Genomic DNA, 16,604 nt, shown 5'->3' with positions numbered 1-16,604 from the left:
GCACTGCGCCCGAAATCCGCCGAATACGCCAACTCCTACCCCATCTGGCCACAAACCAGCGCCGGAAACCACCTCGCATTGCCCTGCCGTCTCTCTCCACGCCCAAAGCCTATAACGCAACGGGCCCACAAGGGGAGAAGGGAAGAGCTGTTCATGTCCTTGCGTAATCGATTTTCCTTGGCTAGCATCCTCGGGTCGGCGCCGTGCGGAGGAGAACGTTGCGGCGGACCGGCTGGAGCGCCTCGCGTCCCCTCGGGGCGTTCACAGGACACTCCATTTTTGAATTGACGCAAGGACCGTCCCGAGCCGCTCCCGGTTTCGGGCTCCTGCGTTCATGTGGAGGATATCTGATGAACAGACGCGAATTCCTGTTGTCGACGGTGGCGACCGGCGCCATGGCGCTGGCCGCGCCCATGGCCTTTGCCGCCGACAAACTGACCATATTGGGCTCGGTGCCCAATCTCGGCTTTCCGTTCTTTGTGCACATGCTGAACGAGATAAAGGCGGAGGCGCAGGCGCAAGGCGTCAACCTGACCGAGAGCGACGGCCAGAACTCGGCGCCGAAGCAAACCGCCGACATCGAGGCCGCACTTGTGCAGAAGGTCAACGCCATCGTGATTTCGCCGCTTGACGTCAACGCGCTGGCGCCGGCGATCGAGGAAGCGGTCAAGGCCGGGGTTCCCGTGGTCACCATCGACCGCCGCGTCGACGGCGTCGAGGGCATTCTGGCCCATGTCGGCGCCGACAATGTCAAGGGCGGCGAGGCCGAGGCGCAGGCCATGGTGGCGGCGTTCCCCAACGGCGCCAAGCTGTTCCATTTGCAGGGCCAACCGGGTGCCGGACCCGCGATCGACCGCAACAAAGGCGTCCACAATGTGCTCGATCCGCTCAAGGACAAGTACCAGATCATCTTCGAGCAGACCGCTAATTTCGCCCGCGCCGAAGCGCTGTCGGTGACCGAGGCCGGGCTTGCCGCCAACGGCAAGCCGGACGCCATCATCTGCGCCAATGACGACATGGCGCTCGGCGCGCTCGAAGCCTGTGCCGCCCGCAACTTCACCGACGTCAAGATCTACGGCTTCGACGCACTGCCGGAAGCGCTGGTCGCTGTGCGCGACGGCAAGCTCGCCGGCACGGTCGAACAGTTCCCCGGCGAACAGTCGCGCACGGCGGTGCAGATCGCGGTCGCCTTCGCCAGGGACAAGACCGAGCCGAAGGAGAAGCTGGTGCTGTTGACGCCGATCGTCATCGGCAAGGACAATCTCGACAAGGCGGAGAGGTTGAACGAGACGAAGTAGCTGATTGGCGAAGCCGGCGGGACAGCACCCCCCTCTGGCCTGCCGGCCATCTCCCCCTCAAGGAGGGAGATTAAGCACTCGACCGCTTTCGCCAACCTCCAGCGTTGCAGGAAAATGCGCCGACGGTGACACTGCCAATCTCCCCCCTTGAGGGGGAGATGTCCGGCAGGACAGAGGGGGTGTTCAAGCGCAAACGTTGAGGAATTGCATCGAGGGAATAGCTATTGTCCGCCGTTGAACCCGCCGCATCATCGCCCCCGCTCCTTTCCGTCGAAGGCGTGACCAAGCATTTTTCCGGCGTCACCGCGCTCAGCGACGTTTCGCTCGAGGTGCGGCCCAGTGAGATCCTTGGCCTGCTCGGCGAGAACGGCGCCGGCAAGTCGACGCTGTTGAAAATCCTGTCCGGCGTGATGCCGCCGTCGAGCGGCCGCATCGTCTTCGACGGCGCCGACTACGCGCCGTCCAGTCCGCAGGATGCCAAGCGGCATGGGATCGTCACCATCTATCAGGAACTGAGCCTGATCCCGACGCTGACGGTTGCGGAAAACATTTTCATCGGCCGCGCGCCGCTCGGTCCGCTCGGGCTGGTCAGCTGGCGCAGGATGGAGGACGCGTCGCGCGCGATCATCGCCCGCGTCGGCCTCGACATCGATCCGGCGACGCCGGTGTCGTCGCTCTCGGTCGCCGAACAGCAGCTAGTCGAAATCGCCCGCGCTCTGTCGCTGGAAAGCCGCCTGATCATCATGGACGAGCCGACCTCGGCGCTGACCGAGACTGAGGTGCAGAAGCTTATGTCGATCATGGACAGGCTGCGCAAGGACGGCGTGGCGATCATGTTCGTCACCCATCGGCTGGAAGAAGCGTCGGCGATCTGCGACCGGATGACGGTGTTGCGCGACGGCAGGCTGGCCGGCCATCTCGACCGTGACGGCCAGCCGATCCAGATTCCAAAAATCATCGAGAAGATGGTCGGCCGCGCCGCCTCCGAGCTCTACGCGCGGCCGACGCAGCGCGATGTCGCCGGCGAGGTCAGGCTCTCGGTGCGCGGGCTGCGGACGGTACGCGACCCATTGGCGCCGCACGCCATCGTGCTCGAAGGCGTCAACCTCGATCTGAAGGCCGGCGAAATCCTCGGCGTTGCCGGGCTCGTCGGTTCCGGCCGCACCGAGCTTGCCCGCGCCATTTTCGGCGCCGACCGCATCGCGGCCGGCACGATTGCGCTCGACGGCAAGCCGATCGCCCCGGCTTCGCCCGCCGACGCCATCAAACTCGGCATCGGCCTGGTGCCGGAAGACCGCAAGCACCAGGCGATTTTTGCAGCACTTGGCATTCTCAACAATTTCTCCATCGCCTCGCTCGGCCGCTACAGCAATGGGGCCGGCTTCATGGCCGAACGGCGCGAGCGCGAGGCGCTGGCCGGCTATCGCAAGGCACTGTCGATCCGCATGGCCTCGCCCGAGCAGGCGATCGAGGGCCTGTCCGGCGGCAATCAGCAAAAGGTGATCCTGGCCCGCTGGCTGGCGCGCGACCCGAAAGTACTGATCGTCGACGAGCCGACGCGCGGCGTCGATGTCGGCGCCAAGGCCGAAGTGCACCAGATCCTGGTCCAGTTGGCTGCGCGCGGCATCGCCATCATGATGATCTCGTCGGAACTGCCGGAGGTGCTGGCAGTGTCGGATCGCATCGTTACGATGCGGCGCGGCCGTATCACCGGCGAAATGCCGGGCATCGAAGCGACCGAGGAAAAACTGATGGAACTGATGGCGCTCGACCGCAAGCAGGACGCAACGCAATGACCAGCACCACCGAACAGACCCAGCGCAGCGGCATCAACATCGCGCGGCTTCTGATGAGTTTTGGGCCGCTGATGTTCCTGGCGGTGTTGATCGTCATCTTCACCGTGCTGAAGCCGAGCTTCATCGATCCAATCAACCTGTTCAACATTTTGAGGCAGATCTCGATCACCGGGCTGATCGCGCTCGGCATGACCTTCGTCATCCTCACTGCCGGCATCGACCTGTCGGTCGGCTCACTGCTCGCCTTCTGCGGCATGGTGGCCGCGGTGGTGGCCAAGGGCGGCACCGCCAACACGCTGTCGCTGTCGACCACGGGCACGCAAGGATATGGCTGGTTCGCCGCCTTGCTTGCCGCCGTCATCGTCGGGGCGCTGGCCGGCGGCGTCCAGGGCTTTGCCATCACCAGGCTGAAAGTGCCGCCCTTCGTCGTCACGCTGGGTGGGCTCACCGTGTTTCGCGGCCTGACGCTGACCATCTCCAATGGCGGACCGATCTCCGGTTTCGACGCCTCGATGCGCTGGTTCGGCACCGGGCTCATCGGACCGGTGCCGGTGCCGGCGATCATCTTCGCGGCGGCGGCCATCCTGTGCCACATCGTGCTGCGCTATACGCGCTATGGCCGCGCCGTCTATGCCGTCGGCGGCAATGCCGAGGCCGCACGCCTGTCGGGCCTGCGCGTCGACCGCATTCTGATCTCGGTCTATGTCATCGTCGGCTTCTTCGCCGGGCTGGCGGCCTTCGTTTTGTCAGCACGGCTCAACTCCTCCGAAGCCGTAGCCGGCATCGGTTACGAACTTACGGTGATTTCCGCCGTCGTCATCGGCGGCACCTCGCTATTCGGTGGCATCGGCTCGGTCGGCGGCACGGTGGTGGGCGCAGCACTCATCGGCGTGCTGCAGAACGGGCTGCAGTTCAACAATGTCTCGTCCTACACACAAAGCATCGTCATCGGCCTAATCCTGATCCTGGCCGTGGCCTTCGATCGTTGGCTGAAGTCGCGGGTGAGGCGGTGAGGATTTAGGCCATGGTTCAGATCAGGGCGATGACCGAGAAAGATATAGCGGCGGTGTCGCGGCTGTTGGGGGAATCCTGGCGGCGCACCTATTCGGCAATTATGGGGCCAGAGACCACTGCGCGGCTCTCGGACGACAAGCATGCGCCCGAGCGGCTGGCAGAGGAACTTGGGGACGACAACAAGATGTCGTTCGTGGCCGAACGGCCGGACGGTTCGATCGCCGGCTACGCGATGGCGGCGATGGACGATCGTGGCGATGTCCTGCTCGACCGGCTGCACATCGACAAGACAGAGTTCGGCAGCGGGCTCGCCACCGACCTGCTGCACGCGGTGCTTGTCGCGCATGCCGGCATCCCCAGCATTGCGCTGGAAGTGATCGAGGGCAACGACCGGGCGATCGCCTTCTATCGCAAGCACGGTTTCGAAGTGGTCGAGCGCCACACGGCCGCGCACGGCGTTGGCGGCCACGCCTCGCTGATCATGCGCCGGCTGCTGTCGAGAGCATGAAGTGAATGGGGAAACCGCGGTAGTCCGGACCCTACTGCCCTAACCCTGCGCCACCACCGCTTGCCGGCCGTCCTCATCGTCCGGCATATCGAGAATTTCGATCAGCCGCGCCACCTTCGTTCCCGGCAAGGGGCGACCCTCGTTGACCAGCGCCTCGTCGGCACCGAGCCAGGCGAACGCCTCGCGCAGTTCTTGAAGGGTGGCGCCGGTCAGCGCGATGTCGGCTATGACCGCCTCGTCTACCGGCCCCAACACCGAAATGATGTCGTCGCGTGTCATGGTCACCTCCATGCTAAGTGCCGGCAGGTCGTCGAGTTGACGCCGGGATCCGGCCGTCCAGTCAACGGATTGCGAGCGAAAGCCGCCGATAAAGCAGAATCTGGGTCTTCTTTTCGACTAAGCAAGGTGAACGCGCGCCTTTTGCCGTCAAGCAGCCGAGTGCGGATCGATGCTGTAGAGATGCACGGGATAGCCGGGACCGATGGCGTCGCGCACCCGGTCCGTCCAGGCGAGGACCGCCGGATAAGCCGCCAGCGCAAAGCCGCAATCTTCGGCACGGTGGCCGTAGGCATAGACAGCAATGTCGGCGATGGTGAGCGTGTCGCCGACAAGGAACGGCGTATCGTTCAGGCTGCGCTCCAGCGCTGCCAGCGTGCGGGCGCCAGCTTCGCGCTTGGCCGGAACCATCGCCTGGTTGCGCTCCAGCCTTCCGGCCAGCGTCCAGAAGCGCAGGGAGCCGATGACCGGCTCGACATGGTACTGTTCGAAGAACAGCCATTGCATAATTTTCGCGTTGACATAGCGATCCGCCGGCAGCAAGGGCGTGCCTTCGGCGAGATAAATGAGGATCGCATTCGATTCGGCGATCGCACGGCCATCCTCGAGTTCGAGCACAGGAACGGCGCCGGCCGGGTTGAGCTTCAGGAAAGCGTCGGTGTGGCTCTCGCCCTCGAAAATCGACACCAGGCGGCTTTCATAGGGAATGTTGAGCAGGCCGAGCACGACCCTCGCCTTCCAACCGTTTTGCGACGGCAAATAATCATGAAGCGTGAGCATGGCTGTCCTTTCGCTGCGGTCGACGCCTGATTTGCACGGTGCCACGATCCCAGCCACCCGAATCCTGCAATGTGTACGCGCAGAATAAGTAAACTATACGCATGTAAAGTTTTATTGACTTCGCCCTATGTGCGATTTACCCGATAAACATTTGTGCCGAACAACTGCGCGAGCAAGCAATCAGTCTGTGACAAGGAGGAATCGCAAGCATGAGCCTTTCGCGCCGCAGCGAAATCGCCGCCGAGGCCGCGGGGCCAACTATTGCCGCCGGCGAGATCCTGGTCGAGATCATGGCGACGGCACTGGGTTTCGGCTTCCTCGAGCCGCAAACGCTCGTCGGGCCATTCCCCAGCGGTGCGCCGGCGATCTTCATCGACCAGGTTGCGCGGCTGGGGGGCGGCGCCGGCATTATCGGCTGCGTCGGCCGCGACGATTTCGGCACGCTCAACCTGGACAGGCTGAAGCGCGACGGGGTCGACGTCTCCGCCGTCGATATCAGCGACCGCTTCCCGACGGGATGCGCCTTCGTGCGCTATCGGCCCGATGGTATCAGGGACTTCGTCTACAACATCGCCGAATCCGCCGCCGGGCAGATCCACCTGACCACTGCTGCGCGCCTGCTGGCGGACAGGGCCGGCCATCTGCATATCATGGGATCGACGCTGTCGGTGGCAGGGCTGAAGGAGATCGTCAGCTACGCAGTGCAGGCGGTTCGTGCCCGCGGCGGCTCGACCTCATTCGACCCGAATGTGCGCAAGGAGCTGATCGACGGCTCCGACGGCGCACTGTTTTCCGCACTCATCGACGATGCCGACCTGCTGCTGCCGTCCGGCGACGAATTGCTCGCTACGGCGGGCGTCGATGACGAGCATCAGGCGGTGGCGGCGCTGTTTGCCAGGGGCGTCGGCGAGATCGTGCTGAAGCGCGGTGCTGACGGCTCTTCCTGGTTCGGCGCCGACGGCGCCAGGATCGACTGCGCCGGTTTTCAAATCGAGGAAGTCGACCCGACGGGCGCCGGCGACTGCTTTGGCGCCACCTACCTGACGTGCCGCCGCCAGGGGATGGAGCCCGGCAAGGCGCTGCTTTATGCCAATGCCGCCGGCGCCCGCAACATCACCCGGCGCGGCCCGATGGAAGGCACCGCCGGCTTCGATGCGCTTGACCAATTCATCAAGGGAACAGCGAGACGGACATGAGCGCCAACCCGCTTGCAGGCCTCGCCAGCGCGCGCAAAAACGGCTCGCCCTACGGCATCACCTCGATCTGCTCCGCGCATCCGCTGGTGATCCAGACGGCGATCAGGCGCGCCGTTGCCGGCAGGGAGAAAAACCTGCTGATTGAGGCAACCTGCAATCAGGTCAACCAGTTCGGCGGCTATACCGGAATGACCCCGGCGCTGTTCGTCGCCTTCGTGCTGGAGATCGCCTGCCGCGAGGGGCTGGAAGCCTCGCGCATCATCTTCGGCGGCGACCATATGGGACCGAACCCGTGGCGCGCAGAGCCGGCGGCGCAGGCGATGGACAAGGCCGAGGCCATGGTCGGCGCCTATATCGCGGCCGGCTTCACCAAGATCCATCTCGACGCATCGATGGGCTGCGCCGGCGAGCCGGCGGCGCTTGACGACGAGACCATCGCCACCCGGGCGGCGCGGCTGGCAAAGGCGGCCGAAACGGGCGCGCACGCCGCAGGCAGCACCTTGCCGGTCTACATCATCGGCACCGAAGTTCCCGCCCCCGGCGGCGTCGACCATGCGATCAGCGAGTTGAAGCCGACCGAGGCGGCGGCGGCGCGGCGCACGATCGAGGTTCACCGGGAGATCTTTGCCCGCGAAGGCCTGACCGAGGCGTTCGGCCGCGTCATGGCCGTGGTGGTGCAGCCGGGCGTGGAATTCGGCAGCCAGAATGTCGTCGCCTACGCGCCCGAAAAATCCAAGGGCCTGACCGGCTTGCTCGATGAGCAGCCGTCGCTCGTCTACGAGGCGCATTCGACCGACTACCAGACCCGTGCGGCTTTGACCGCGCTGGTCGCAAACGGCTTTCCTATCCTCAAGGTCGGCCCCGGCCTGACCTTCGCCTTGCGCGAGGCGCTTTACGGGCTCGACCTGATCGCCTCCGAAATGGCCAGGGACTATGGCGACCGGTCGCTCGCCCGGACCATGGAAAGCGCGATGCTGGCAGCCCCCGGCCATTGGCACAGCCACTATCATGGCAATGAAGCAGAGCTCTATGTGCAGCGGCATTACAGCTACAGCGACCGCATCCGCTATTATTGGAGCAACCCCACCGCTGTCGCGGCCGTCGAGCGCCTGCGCAAGGCGCTGGACGACGTTGCCATTCCCGAAACGCTGATGCGGCAATTCCTGCCGGCGCTGCCGGCCGAACTCGGGCCGGCGGGCAATCCCGAGGCTATCCTTCTCGAAGCTGTCGGTCAGGTGCTGGCCGACTATGACGCGGCCTGCCGTGGGACCTGATTGCATTGCGCCGGGTTGATCTTTGCCTCAGCCCAGTGTCTCTGACGTTTCCATGAAACCAGCCATGTTCTTTCTCCTGTTCGCGGCCTCTCTGCTGGCGTCGCCGGCACGCGCCGACTGGAAGCCGGTCGAAAAGGTCGAGACCTACGCCATCGCAGGGCGGACCGGCCCGGAACTCTATGCCGCGATCGGCGAAGCCGGCCCCTTGCTCGGCAAGGGTCGGGTCATTGCGCACACCAATTTCAAGCTGACCTGGACCAGGGACTACAGGCCGCAAGGCGACGCCTGCGTGCTCAAATCGGCGCGCCCGAAACTGATCATCACCTACACCTTGCCGAAGCCGGCCGAACCGTTGCCGGCTTCCGTCCAGAAGAACTGGACGGTGTTCATCGCCGGGCTCGCCGCCCACGAGAGAGTGCATGGCGCAGCCATCGCCGAGATGGTGCGCAAGATCGAGGCGGTGAGCGTCGGCCTGACCGTTACTGATGACCCCGCCTGCAGCAAGATCAGAACCGAGCTGACGAGGCAACTCGCCCAGATCTCGCTGGCTCAGCGGCAGGCGAGCCGCGACTTCGACCGGGTCGAATTCGGCCCCGGCGGAAACCTGCAGAAGCTGGTGCTGGCTTTTGTGAATGGGGGGTAGTTTGCCGGCGAACCGGTCATTGCGCCGGTGTTCCGAACGACAAGAGCACCGGCCGCATGGCCGCTTTACAGGCAGGCTTGGTAGCGCTACCGTCTGATCGTCACGCGACCTGTTGGGGGAATGGGAGACGGCCGCGAGGCGGGAGAGGAGCGGTTTCCTTCGGGGCGTCGCAAGAAGCATTCGGGAGGAGATCGATGGCGTCTGTCGCGATCGGCGATGTTTACAAATCGTTCGGGACCGTCGAGGTCCTGCATGGCGTCAGTGTGGATATCGACGACGGCGAATTCGTCACGCTGGTCGGCCCGTCGGGTTGCGGAAAATCGACCCTTCTCAGGATGATCGCCGGCCTGGAAAAGATTTCTCGGGGCGAGATCGCGATCGGGGATCGGGTCGTCAACAACGTTGCGCCGAAAGAGCGCGACGTTGCCATGGTGTTCCAGAACTACGCGCTCTACCCGCACATGACGGTCGCCGAGAACATGGCGTTCTCGCTCATGCTCAAAGGTGTTTCGAAGGCCGATTGCGCTACCAGCATTCAGCGCGCCGCCGAAATCCTCGGGCTGGTGCCATTGCTGACGCGATATCCGCGCCAGCTTTCCGGCGGCCAGCGCCAGCGCGTCGCCATGGGCCGGGCGATCGTGCGCGATCCACAGGTTTTCCTGTTCGACGAACCGCTCTCCAATCTCGACGCCAAGCTCAGGGTGCAGATGCGCGCCGAGATCAAGGAACTGCACCAGCGGCTCAAGACGACCACAGTCTATGTCACCCACGACCAGATCGAGGCCATGACCATGGCCGACAAGATCGTCGTCATGCATGACGGCATCGTCGAACAGATCGGACCGCCGCTGGAGCTCTACGACAGGCCAAACAATCTCTTCGTCGCCAGTTTCATCGGCTCGCCCGCCATGAACCTGATCAAGGGCGAGATCGTCACCGACGGGTCTCCGTCCTTTCGCGGCGCCGGGGGAATTTCCGTGCCGCTGGCCGGCGCGCCGGCCGTTGGCAACGGTCATCCGGTGGTGCTGGGAATACGGCCCGAGCATTTGCGGCTATCGTCAGACCAAGGCATTCAAGTCACCGTCGCGGTGGTCGAGCCGACCGGGTCGGAAGTGCAGATCATCGGCCGCACCGCCGGCGGCGACGAGATCGTCGCCAATTTCCGCGAACGCCATGCCTTCACACCGGGCGAATCCATACGGCTCTCTGCCGCGCCTGGCCTGATTCATCTCTTTGACGGCAAGACCGGAACACGATTTGAAGCGCGTAACGGATGGTAAGGACCGCATAGCGAGGAAGATAAACCGGAGGAGACGACCATGAAATTCACGAGACGCGATGTAATCCGCACGACCGCAGGTGCTGCGGCGGGAGCCCTGGGAAGCCGCTTCGTCGGCTCGCCGGCTTTTGCCCAGGAGGGCTTGAAATACAAGCCCGAGGAAGGCGCAAAGCTGCGGCTGCTGCGCTGGTCGCCCTTCGTCAAGGGCGATGAGGATCAATGGCTGGCCAACACCAAGCGCTTCACCGAGGCGACAGGTGTCGAGGTTCGTGTCGACAAGGAAAGCTGGGAGGACATTCGCCCCAAGGCAGCGGTCGCCGCCAATGTCGGTTCCGGCCCGGACCTCATGTTCGTCTGGTTCGACGACCCGCATCAATATCCCGACAAGCTGCACGACGTGACCGAGCTCGGCGAGTATCTGGGCTCGAAATATGGCGGCTGGCACGACGGACCAAAGCAATATGCGACGCGGGACGGCAAGTTCGTCGGCCTGCCGCTGGCCACGATCGGCAATGCCATCGTCTATCGCGAAAGCTGGGTGAAGGAGGCCGGCTTCTCCGAATTTCCGAAGGACACGGCAGGCTTCCTCGAGCTTTGCAAGGCGTTGCAGGCGAAGGGACATCCGGCCGGCTTCACGCACGGCCACGGCGTCGGCGACGGCAACAATTACGCGCACTGGCTGCTGTGGAGCCATGGCGGCCAGATGGTCGACGAGAGCGGCAAGGTGGCGATCAACAGCCCCGAGACGCTAAAGGCGATCGGATACGCGCAGGAACTCTACAAGACCTTCATTCCCGGGACCGAAAGCTGGCTCGACGTCAATAACAACCGCGCCTTCCTGGCCGGCGAACTCGGCGTCATCGCCAACGGCATTTCCGCCTACAATACGGCCAAGATCAACAAGGACAACGATCCGAAGCTGGCTGAGATCGCCAAGGACATCCGCACCACCAACCTGCCGATCGGTCCCGTCGGGAAATCGGTCGAACTGTTCCAGGTGACCACCGCCGTCATCTTCAACTACACGCCCTACCCCAATGCGGCCAAGGCCTATCTGCAGTTCATGTTCGAGGATCCGCAGATGACCGACTGGATCACCTCCTCGGCGGGCTATTGCTGCCAGACGCTGAAGGCCTTCGACAACAATCCAGTGTGGACGGCCGACCCGAACAATGCCGCCTATGCCAAGGCCTCGGCGACGCTGCGCCCCAACGGCTATGCCGGGCCGCTCGGCTATGCCTCGGCGGCGACCATGGCCGACTATGTCCTGGTCGACATGTTCGCCAAGGCGGTGACCGGCCAGGCGACGCCGCAGGAGGCGATGGAGGAGGCGGAGAAGCGCGCCAACCGTTACTACCGCGTTTAAGAGCACAGCTGAGCCGGGCAGCAGCCATTGCGCTGCCCGGTCCGGTTCCTGAAATCGCTTGCCCGAAATAGCTTGGCGGTCGCCCGCACCGACCAAGGAGACCTCCTGAGGAAGCTGTCCATGGCCGTGCCGTCCGTTGCCGCCCAGCCGCGTCCGTCGATGCTTTCGCGGATCTCCGAAAGCCGCAACGCGCTGGGCTTCGGCTTCATGCTGCCGGCGGCGGCGCTGCTGCTGGTCTTCCTGACCTATCCGCTCGGGCTCGGCGTTTGGCTCGGCTTCACCGATGCCCGTATCGGCCGCCCCGGCATCTTCATTGGCACCGAGAACTATCAGTATCTGTGGAGTGACGCCGTCTTCTGGCTCTCCGTCTTCAACACCTTGCTCTACACGGTCAGCGCCTCGATCCTGAAGTTCGTGCTCGGCCTGTGGCTGGCGCTCATCCTCAATGAAAACCTGCCGTTCAAATCGTTCTTCCGCGCGATAGTCCTGCTGCCCTGGGTGGTGCCCACCGTACTGTCGGCCATCGCCTTCTGGTGGATCTACGATTCGCAGTTCTCCATCCTGTCCTGGGCGCTGCAGCAAATGGGCCTGATCGACCACCGCATCAATTTCCTCGGCGATCCGGAGAATGCGCGCGCTTCGGTTATCGCCGCCAACGTCTGGCGCGGCATTCCTTTCGTCGCCATCACGCTGCTCGCCGGCCTGCAGACCATTCCGCAGTCGCTCTACGAGGCGGCCACGCTCGACGGCGCCAGTCGCTGGCAGTTGTTTCGTTATGTGACTCTGCCGCTGCTGACGCCGATCATCGCCATCACCATGACCTTCTCGGTGCTGTTCACTTTCACCGATTTCCAGCTGATCTACGTGCTGACCCGGGGCGGACCGGTGAATGCCACGCATCTGATGGCGACATTGTCTTTCCAGCGCGGCATTTCCGGCGGCCAGCTTGGCGAGGGCGCGGCCATCGCGGTGGCCATGATCCCGTTCCTGCTGGCGGCGATCCTGTTCAGCTATTTCGGCCTGCAACGCCGCAAATGGCAACAAGGCGGCGGAGACTGACATGGTCAAGACGGCCGCGACAAGGAAGGCGAAACGTGGGGATATCGACGAAGGCGGCATGGGCTACCTGCAGAGCCTGCCGCGCCGCGTGGTGACGGTCTATCTGCCGCTGCTGGTGTTCGTCTTCGTGCTGTTGTTTCCGTTTTACTGGATGACGATCACGGCGGTTAAGCCCAATCTCGAGATGACCGACTATGCGCAGTTCAATCCGTTCTGGGTGGTGCATCCGACATTGGAGCATATCCGCTATCTCCTGTTCGAAACCTCCTATCCGGGCTGGCTGCTCAACACGATCATCATCTCGACCGCCGCCACGTTCCTGTCGCTGCTGGCGTCGGTGTTCGCCGCCTATGCGATCGAGCGGTTGCGCTTTTCCGGGGCGCGGCAGGTCGGCCTCGGCATCTTCCTCGCCTATCTGGTGCCGCCCTCGATCCTGTTCATTCCGCTGTCGGTGATGGTGTTCAACCTCGGGCTCTACGACACGCCCTTCGCACTCATCCTTACCTATCCGACCTTCCTGGTGCCGTTCTGCACGTGGCTGTTGATGGGTTACTTCCGCTCCATCCCGTTCGAACTGGAAGAATGCGCGCTGATAGACGGAGCGAGCCGGTGGCAGATCCTCACCAAGATCGTGCTGCCGCTGTCGGTGCCCGGCCTGATCTCCGCCGGCATATTCGCCTTCACCCTGTCATGGAACGAGTTCATCTACGCGCTGACATTCATCCAGTCCTCGGAAAACAAGACCGTGCCGGTGGGTGTGCTGACCGAGTTGGTGCGCTCCGACGTCTACGAATGGGGGGCGCTGATGGCGGGAGCGCTGATCGGCTCGCTGCCGGTGGTGGTGCTCTATTCGTTCTTCGTCGAGCACTATGTCTCGTCGATGACCGGCGCGGTGAAGGAGTGACGCGCCGGCTCACGCGAGGCGACCGCGCGGTCAGATCGCGCCGATGATGCCGCCGTCGACGCGGATGTTCTGGCCGGTGATGTAGCCCGCACCTTCGGAAGCGAGGAAGGCGATGGTCGCGGCAATTTCCTCCGAGGTGCCGTAGCGCTGCATCGGCACGCTGTCGCGGCGCTCCTCGGTGGCCGGCAGGCTGTCGATCCAGCCGGGCAGCACATTGTTCATGCGCACATTGTCGGCGGCGTAGGTGTTGGCGAAGATCTTGGTGTAGGCGGCAAGACCGGCGCGGAACACGGCGGATGTCGGGAACATCGGGCTCGGCTCGACCACCCAGGCGGTCGAGATGTTGATGATGGCGCCGGCCCTCTGCTTGACCATCTGCGGCGCCACGATGCGCACCGGCCGGATGACGTTCATCAGATAGACGTCGAGACCGGTGTGCCACTGCTCGTCGGTGATTTCGAGGATCGGCGCGCGTGGCCCGTGGCCGCCGCTGTTGACCAGCACGTCGATGCGGCCGTAGCGCTCGAGCGTGAGGTCGGCGAGCCGCTGCAGATCGTCATTCGACTGGTTGGAGCCGGTGACGCCGAGGCCACCAAGCTCTTTCGCCAAGGCCTCGCCCTTACCTGAGGACGACAGGATCGCGACCTTGAACCCGTCCGCCGCCAGCCGCTTGGCCGCCGCCGCACCCATGCCGCTGCCACCGGCGACGACCACTGCCACTTTTTCTACATTCATCTTGATTTTCCTTCGCACGGGTTGGCGGGACTCTGAAGCCCATGTTTCCGACCTTCGAGCAATGCTATAAACGGTGTTGCCATCTGGTTCGAACCAGAAAGCCTGAAATCAAGCTGTAGAAAAACTCCTGCATGCCTGAAGCCTTCCTGAGCCTGCCACCATTGAATGCGCTGCGTGCCCTCGAAGCCGCCGCGCGTCATCTCAACTTCCGCATCGCCGCCGAAGAGCTGAACGTGACGCAAGGGGCGGTGGCGCAGCATATACGCGGGCTGGAGGCCGATCTCGGCACAAAACTCTTCGACCGGCTGCCGCGCGGCCTGGCGCTGACCGATGAGGGCCGCGCCTATATGCCCAACATCCGCCGCGCCTTCGAGCTGATCTCGGAGGCCACCTTGCTGCTGCGGCCCGAACCGGCGCGGCTGACGATCAGCGTCACGCCGAGCTTTGCCACCAAATGGCTGATCCCCAAACTGCCGGAGTTCGTCGCCCACAACCCGCTGGTCGATTTGCGAATCCTGGCCAGCGAAAGCCTGTCGAGTTTTCAGGCCGACGGCGTCGACATTGCGGTCAGGCAAGGCCGCCTGCCCTTCGGCGCCGGCCTGATGGTGGATCTTTTGTTTCCACAGCAGATCGTCGCCATCTGCAGCCCTGCCCTGCTGCCGACCGGCGCGAACGAGATCGCGCCGACCGACATCCAGCACCACGTCCTGCTGCACGACGCGCACAATCTATGGCCGGAATTCATGGAAAAGGCGCTCGGCCTGAGGATGGCCGCCGAGGCCAAACGCATGCGCTTCAACCAGACAGGCCTCGCGATCGACGCCGCCATTGCCGGCCAGGGCATCGCGCTGGCCAGCCGGTTTCTCGTATCCGCCGACATTGCCGCCGGCCGGCTGGTGCAGCCGATCAACGCGGAGATGCGTGGGACGCACGATTTCTATGTCGTGATGCCGCGCAAGCAACGGCACCCAGAACCGACGCAAGCCGTGCGGCGATGGCTGCTGGATGAGGGCGATGCGGCGCGGCTGTGATGGATAGCCGATCTCCCCTTTTACCGCCGCCGCGCAATGTCGGCCGCCACCGCCTTCGCCTCCCTGCCGATTTCTCGTAGCAGACCGGTGACCGGATTGTAGAAGCCGACGAGGTAGAGGCCGAGTTGAGAGGCGCGGGCGTTGACGCCACTGCGCTCCGGCTGCAATTCCACGGGCAGAAACTTTTCGTAGCCCGGGCGATAGCCGGTGGCGAGGATGACGGCGTCGAAATTTTCCTGCCTGCCGTCGGTGAACGCAGCGCCGCGCTCGGTGAAGCCCGCTATGTCGGGTGCGATCTTGATGGCGCCTTTGGTGATGGCGTCGACCGTGCCGACGTCGATGACCGGGATGCGGCCGACTTCGTCGATCTGCTGCAGGATGCCCTGCTTCGGCCTGACGATGCCGTATTTCTCGAGCTTGCCCAGCGCGAAATCGAGGATGATCGGGAACATCCAGTCGTTCAGCGCCTGCGGCATCGGCCGGCTGGCGATGCCGACCATCTGGATCGGCACGCCGAACAGCTGGCGCGGCACGATGTGGACGCCCTTGCGCACCGAAATGGTCGGACGCGCGCCACTTTCCGCCAAGTCGAGCGCGATCTCGGCGCCGGTGTTGCCCATGCCGACGATCAGCACCGAGCGGCCGGCAAAGGGCGCCGCTTGCGTATAGTCGGCGCTGTGCAGCACCTCGCCCTTGAAAGCCTCGATAGCAGGGAGCCGGGGGACGATCGGCTCGGCATTGTTACCGCTGGCGATGACGACATGGCGCGCCTTGATGTTGTCCGATCCTGTCTCGACCAGAAAACCGCCGTCCCCGAGGCGAATGGCTTTCACCGTCACGCCGAAGCGCGGGCGCAGATCGAATTTTTCCGCGTAGTCGTCGAGATAGCGGACCACCATTTCGCGCGGCACGTAGCGCGGATAATTTTTGGGAAAGGGCAGGAACGGCAGCGACGAGAACGACTTGACCGTATGCAGATGCAGCCGCCGATAGTGCCGCCGCCAGGCGGGCGCGATCTCCTGCGATTTTTCGAGCAGGATGAAATCCACTCCTGCCCGCTTCAGGCAGGCACCGACCGCAAGGCCGGCGGGCCCGGCGCCGACAATAACGACAGTGGTGTCCAAGCGATTCTCCTCCCGCTAGCTCCTTAGGCTACGCGTAGAAGCGCAGGCGGGACAAGGCGCGCCTCACCTTCTCCCCTTGTTGGAGAAGGTGGATCGGCGCGCTAGCGCCGAGACGCCTTCGCATCGCGGCGCGCACGCTGCGCATCCTGTCCGGTCTCGGCTCACCCCCGGTGACGAATGTCTATCCCGGCAATCGCCCCATGCTGTCGGACGGGCTGCCTGTCGCCGGCCGCACTGCGACCGAAGAGCTCTACGTGCATGGCGGCATGGCCCAATCGGCATGCATGCCGCCCCCGCCACCGCGCGCTGGCTGAAAGAGGC

16 protein-coding genes are annotated in these 16,604 nt (G+C 64.0%); 12 read left to right on the top strand and 4 right to left on the bottom strand.

The window, feature by feature from the left end; all coding sequences use genetic code 11:
• The first annotated feature begins 350 nt into the window (after window positions 1-350).
• The 4 genes from NKJ78_RS27240 to NKJ78_RS27225 all read left to right on the top strand — a co-directional run bounded on the left by NKJ78_RS27240 (window position 351) and on the right by NKJ78_RS27225 (window position 4,616).
• Window positions 351-1,298 (top strand): substrate-binding domain-containing protein, encoded by a 948-nt coding sequence (locus tag NKJ78_RS27240; protein WP_023730393.1) that lies wholly within the window; start codon window positions 351-353, stop codon window positions 1,296-1,298.
• A gap of 224 nt (window positions 1,299-1,522) precedes the next feature.
• Window positions 1,523-3,094 carry a sugar ABC transporter ATP-binding protein gene (locus NKJ78_RS27235; protein ID WP_031198118.1) on the top strand — a complete coding sequence of 524 codons (1,572 nt, stop codon included), beginning with the start codon at window positions 1,523-1,525 and terminating at the stop codon, window positions 3,092-3,094.
• The gene (locus NKJ78_RS27230) at window positions 3,091-4,107 is read left to right on the top strand and encodes an ABC transporter permease (protein WP_023685887.1); all 1,017 of its coding nucleotides are present in this window, start codon (window positions 3,091-3,093) and stop codon (window positions 4,105-4,107) included. Before NKJ78_RS27235 ends, NKJ78_RS27230 begins: the two co-directional genes overlap by 4 nt.
• Before the next feature lie 11 nt (window positions 4,108-4,118).
• Window positions 4,119-4,616 carry a GNAT family N-acetyltransferase gene (locus tag NKJ78_RS27225; protein ID WP_352460489.1) on the top strand — a complete coding sequence of 166 codons (498 nt, stop codon included), beginning with the start codon at window positions 4,119-4,121 and terminating at the stop codon, window positions 4,614-4,616.
• A 39-nt stretch (window positions 4,617-4,655) separates the two neighbouring features.
• On the opposite strand, the gene NKJ78_RS27220 is transcribed toward NKJ78_RS27225, so the two are convergent.
• Both NKJ78_RS27220 and NKJ78_RS27215 read right to left on the bottom strand, forming a co-directional pair.
• Complete coding sequence (locus NKJ78_RS27220; protein WP_031253599.1) at window positions 4,656-4,895, bottom strand: hypothetical protein; 240 nt, start codon at window positions 4,893-4,895, stop codon at window positions 4,656-4,658.
• Window positions 4,896-5,042: 147 nt separating this feature from the next.
• A complete protein-coding gene (locus NKJ78_RS27215) occupies window positions 5,043-5,672 on the bottom strand; it encodes a glutathione S-transferase family protein (RefSeq protein WP_023749539.1) in 630 nt (209 codons plus the stop codon).
• Between the two features lie 209 nt (window positions 5,673-5,881).
• On the opposite strand from NKJ78_RS27215, the gene NKJ78_RS27210 reads away from it, so the two are divergent.
• The 7 genes from NKJ78_RS27210 (at window position 5,882) to NKJ78_RS27180 (ending at window position 13,393) form a co-directional block, all read left to right on the top strand.
• The gene (locus NKJ78_RS27210) at window positions 5,882-6,868 is read left to right on the top strand and encodes a tagatose kinase (RefSeq protein WP_023740054.1); all 987 of its coding nucleotides are present in this window, start codon (window positions 5,882-5,884) and stop codon (window positions 6,866-6,868) included.
• Window positions 6,865-8,142: a D-tagatose-bisphosphate aldolase, class II, non-catalytic subunit gene (locus NKJ78_RS27205; RefSeq protein WP_352562740.1), complete on the top strand. Its 1,278-nt coding sequence runs from the start codon at window positions 6,865-6,867 to the stop codon at window positions 8,140-8,142. The genes NKJ78_RS27210 and NKJ78_RS27205 overlap by 4 nt, the downstream gene beginning before the upstream one ends.
• Window positions 8,143-8,194: 52 nt before the next feature.
• The gene (locus tag NKJ78_RS27200) at window positions 8,195-8,785 is read left to right on the top strand and encodes a DUF922 domain-containing Zn-dependent protease (protein ID WP_023673473.1); all 591 of its coding nucleotides are present in this window, start codon (window positions 8,195-8,197) and stop codon (window positions 8,783-8,785) included.
• A gap of 194 nt (window positions 8,786-8,979) precedes the next feature.
• Window positions 8,980-10,065, top strand: a complete 1,086-nt coding sequence (locus NKJ78_RS27195) for an ABC transporter ATP-binding protein (RefSeq protein ID WP_352562739.1) — start codon at window positions 8,980-8,982, stop codon at window positions 10,063-10,065.
• 39 nt (window positions 10,066-10,104) lie between these two features.
• Window positions 10,105-11,430, top strand: coding sequence for an ABC transporter substrate-binding protein (locus tag NKJ78_RS27190; RefSeq protein ID WP_023693796.1), 1,326 nt, complete (start codon window positions 10,105-10,107; stop codon window positions 11,428-11,430).
• Between the two features lie 159 nt (window positions 11,431-11,589).
• Window positions 11,590-12,489 (top strand): carbohydrate ABC transporter permease, encoded by a 900-nt coding sequence (locus NKJ78_RS27185; RefSeq protein WP_444849008.1) that lies wholly within the window; start codon window positions 11,590-11,592, stop codon window positions 12,487-12,489.
• Window position 12,490: 1 nt separating this feature from the next.
• Window positions 12,491-13,393, top strand: coding sequence for a carbohydrate ABC transporter permease (locus NKJ78_RS27180; RefSeq protein ID WP_023673469.1), 903 nt, complete (start codon window positions 12,491-12,493; stop codon window positions 13,391-13,393).
• Between the two features lie 30 nt (window positions 13,394-13,423).
• Here NKJ78_RS27180 and NKJ78_RS27175 read toward each other — a convergent pair whose 3' ends face one another.
• Window positions 13,424-14,128, bottom strand: coding sequence for an SDR family oxidoreductase (locus NKJ78_RS27175; RefSeq protein WP_023705118.1), 705 nt, complete (start codon window positions 14,126-14,128; stop codon window positions 13,424-13,426).
• A gap of 131 nt (window positions 14,129-14,259) precedes the next feature.
• Here NKJ78_RS27175 and gcvA point away from each other — a divergent pair, with 131 nt between their 5' ends.
• On the top strand, window positions 14,260-15,159 hold the full coding sequence (gene gcvA / locus NKJ78_RS27170; protein WP_352460491.1) for a transcriptional regulator GcvA: 900 nt from the start codon (window positions 14,260-14,262) through the stop codon (window positions 15,157-15,159).
• Between the two features lie 20 nt (window positions 15,160-15,179).
• On the opposite strand, the gene NKJ78_RS27165 is transcribed toward gcvA, so the two are convergent.
• A complete protein-coding gene (locus tag NKJ78_RS27165) occupies window positions 15,180-16,283 on the bottom strand; it encodes a flavin-containing monooxygenase (RefSeq protein ID WP_023708708.1) in 1,104 nt (367 codons plus the stop codon).
• Between the last annotated feature and the right edge of the window lie 321 nt (window positions 16,284-16,604).

This window comes from Mesorhizobium sp. M0037 (assembly GCF_040323635.1).
Classification (GTDB): Bacteria; Pseudomonadota; Alphaproteobacteria; order Rhizobiales; family Rhizobiaceae; genus Mesorhizobium.
This window is presented reverse-complemented; position numbering and strand designations above follow the sequence as displayed.

Coding starts and splice junctions, on each gene's coding strand:
- NKJ78_RS27200 (WP_023673473.1), top strand. CDS start 8,195: ATGAAACCAGCCATGTTCTTTCTCCTGTTCGCGGCCTCTCTGCTGGCG.
- NKJ78_RS27175 (WP_023705118.1), bottom strand. CDS start 14,128: ATGAATGTAGAAAAAGTGGCAGTGGTCGTCGCCGGTGGCAGCGGCATG.
- NKJ78_RS27220 (WP_031253599.1), bottom strand. CDS start 4,895: ATGACACGCGACGACATCATTTCGGTGTTGGGGCCGGTAGACGAGGCG.
- NKJ78_RS27180 (WP_023673469.1), top strand. CDS start 12,491: ATGGTCAAGACGGCCGCGACAAGGAAGGCGAAACGTGGGGATATCGAC.
- NKJ78_RS27230 (WP_023685887.1), top strand. CDS start 3,091: ATGACCAGCACCACCGAACAGACCCAGCGCAGCGGCATCAACATCGCG.
- NKJ78_RS27190 (WP_023693796.1), top strand. CDS start 10,105: ATGAAATTCACGAGACGCGATGTAATCCGCACGACCGCAGGTGCTGCG.
- NKJ78_RS27185 (WP_444849008.1), top strand. CDS start 11,590: ATGCTTTCGCGGATCTCCGAAAGCCGCAACGCGCTGGGCTTCGGCTTC.
- NKJ78_RS27240 (WP_023730393.1), top strand. CDS start 351: ATGAACAGACGCGAATTCCTGTTGTCGACGGTGGCGACCGGCGCCATG.
- NKJ78_RS27210 (WP_023740054.1), top strand. CDS start 5,882: ATGAGCCTTTCGCGCCGCAGCGAAATCGCCGCCGAGGCCGCGGGGCCA.
- NKJ78_RS27215 (WP_023749539.1), bottom strand. CDS start 5,672: ATGCTCACGCTTCATGATTATTTGCCGTCGCAAAACGGTTGGAAGGCG.
- NKJ78_RS27195 (WP_352562739.1), top strand. CDS start 8,980: ATGGCGTCTGTCGCGATCGGCGATGTTTACAAATCGTTCGGGACCGTC.
- NKJ78_RS27225 (WP_352460489.1), top strand. CDS start 4,119: ATGGTTCAGATCAGGGCGATGACCGAGAAAGATATAGCGGCGGTGTCG.
- NKJ78_RS27205 (WP_352562740.1), top strand. CDS start 6,865: ATGAGCGCCAACCCGCTTGCAGGCCTCGCCAGCGCGCGCAAAAACGGC.
- gcvA (WP_352460491.1), top strand. CDS start 14,260: ATGCCTGAAGCCTTCCTGAGCCTGCCACCATTGAATGCGCTGCGTGCC.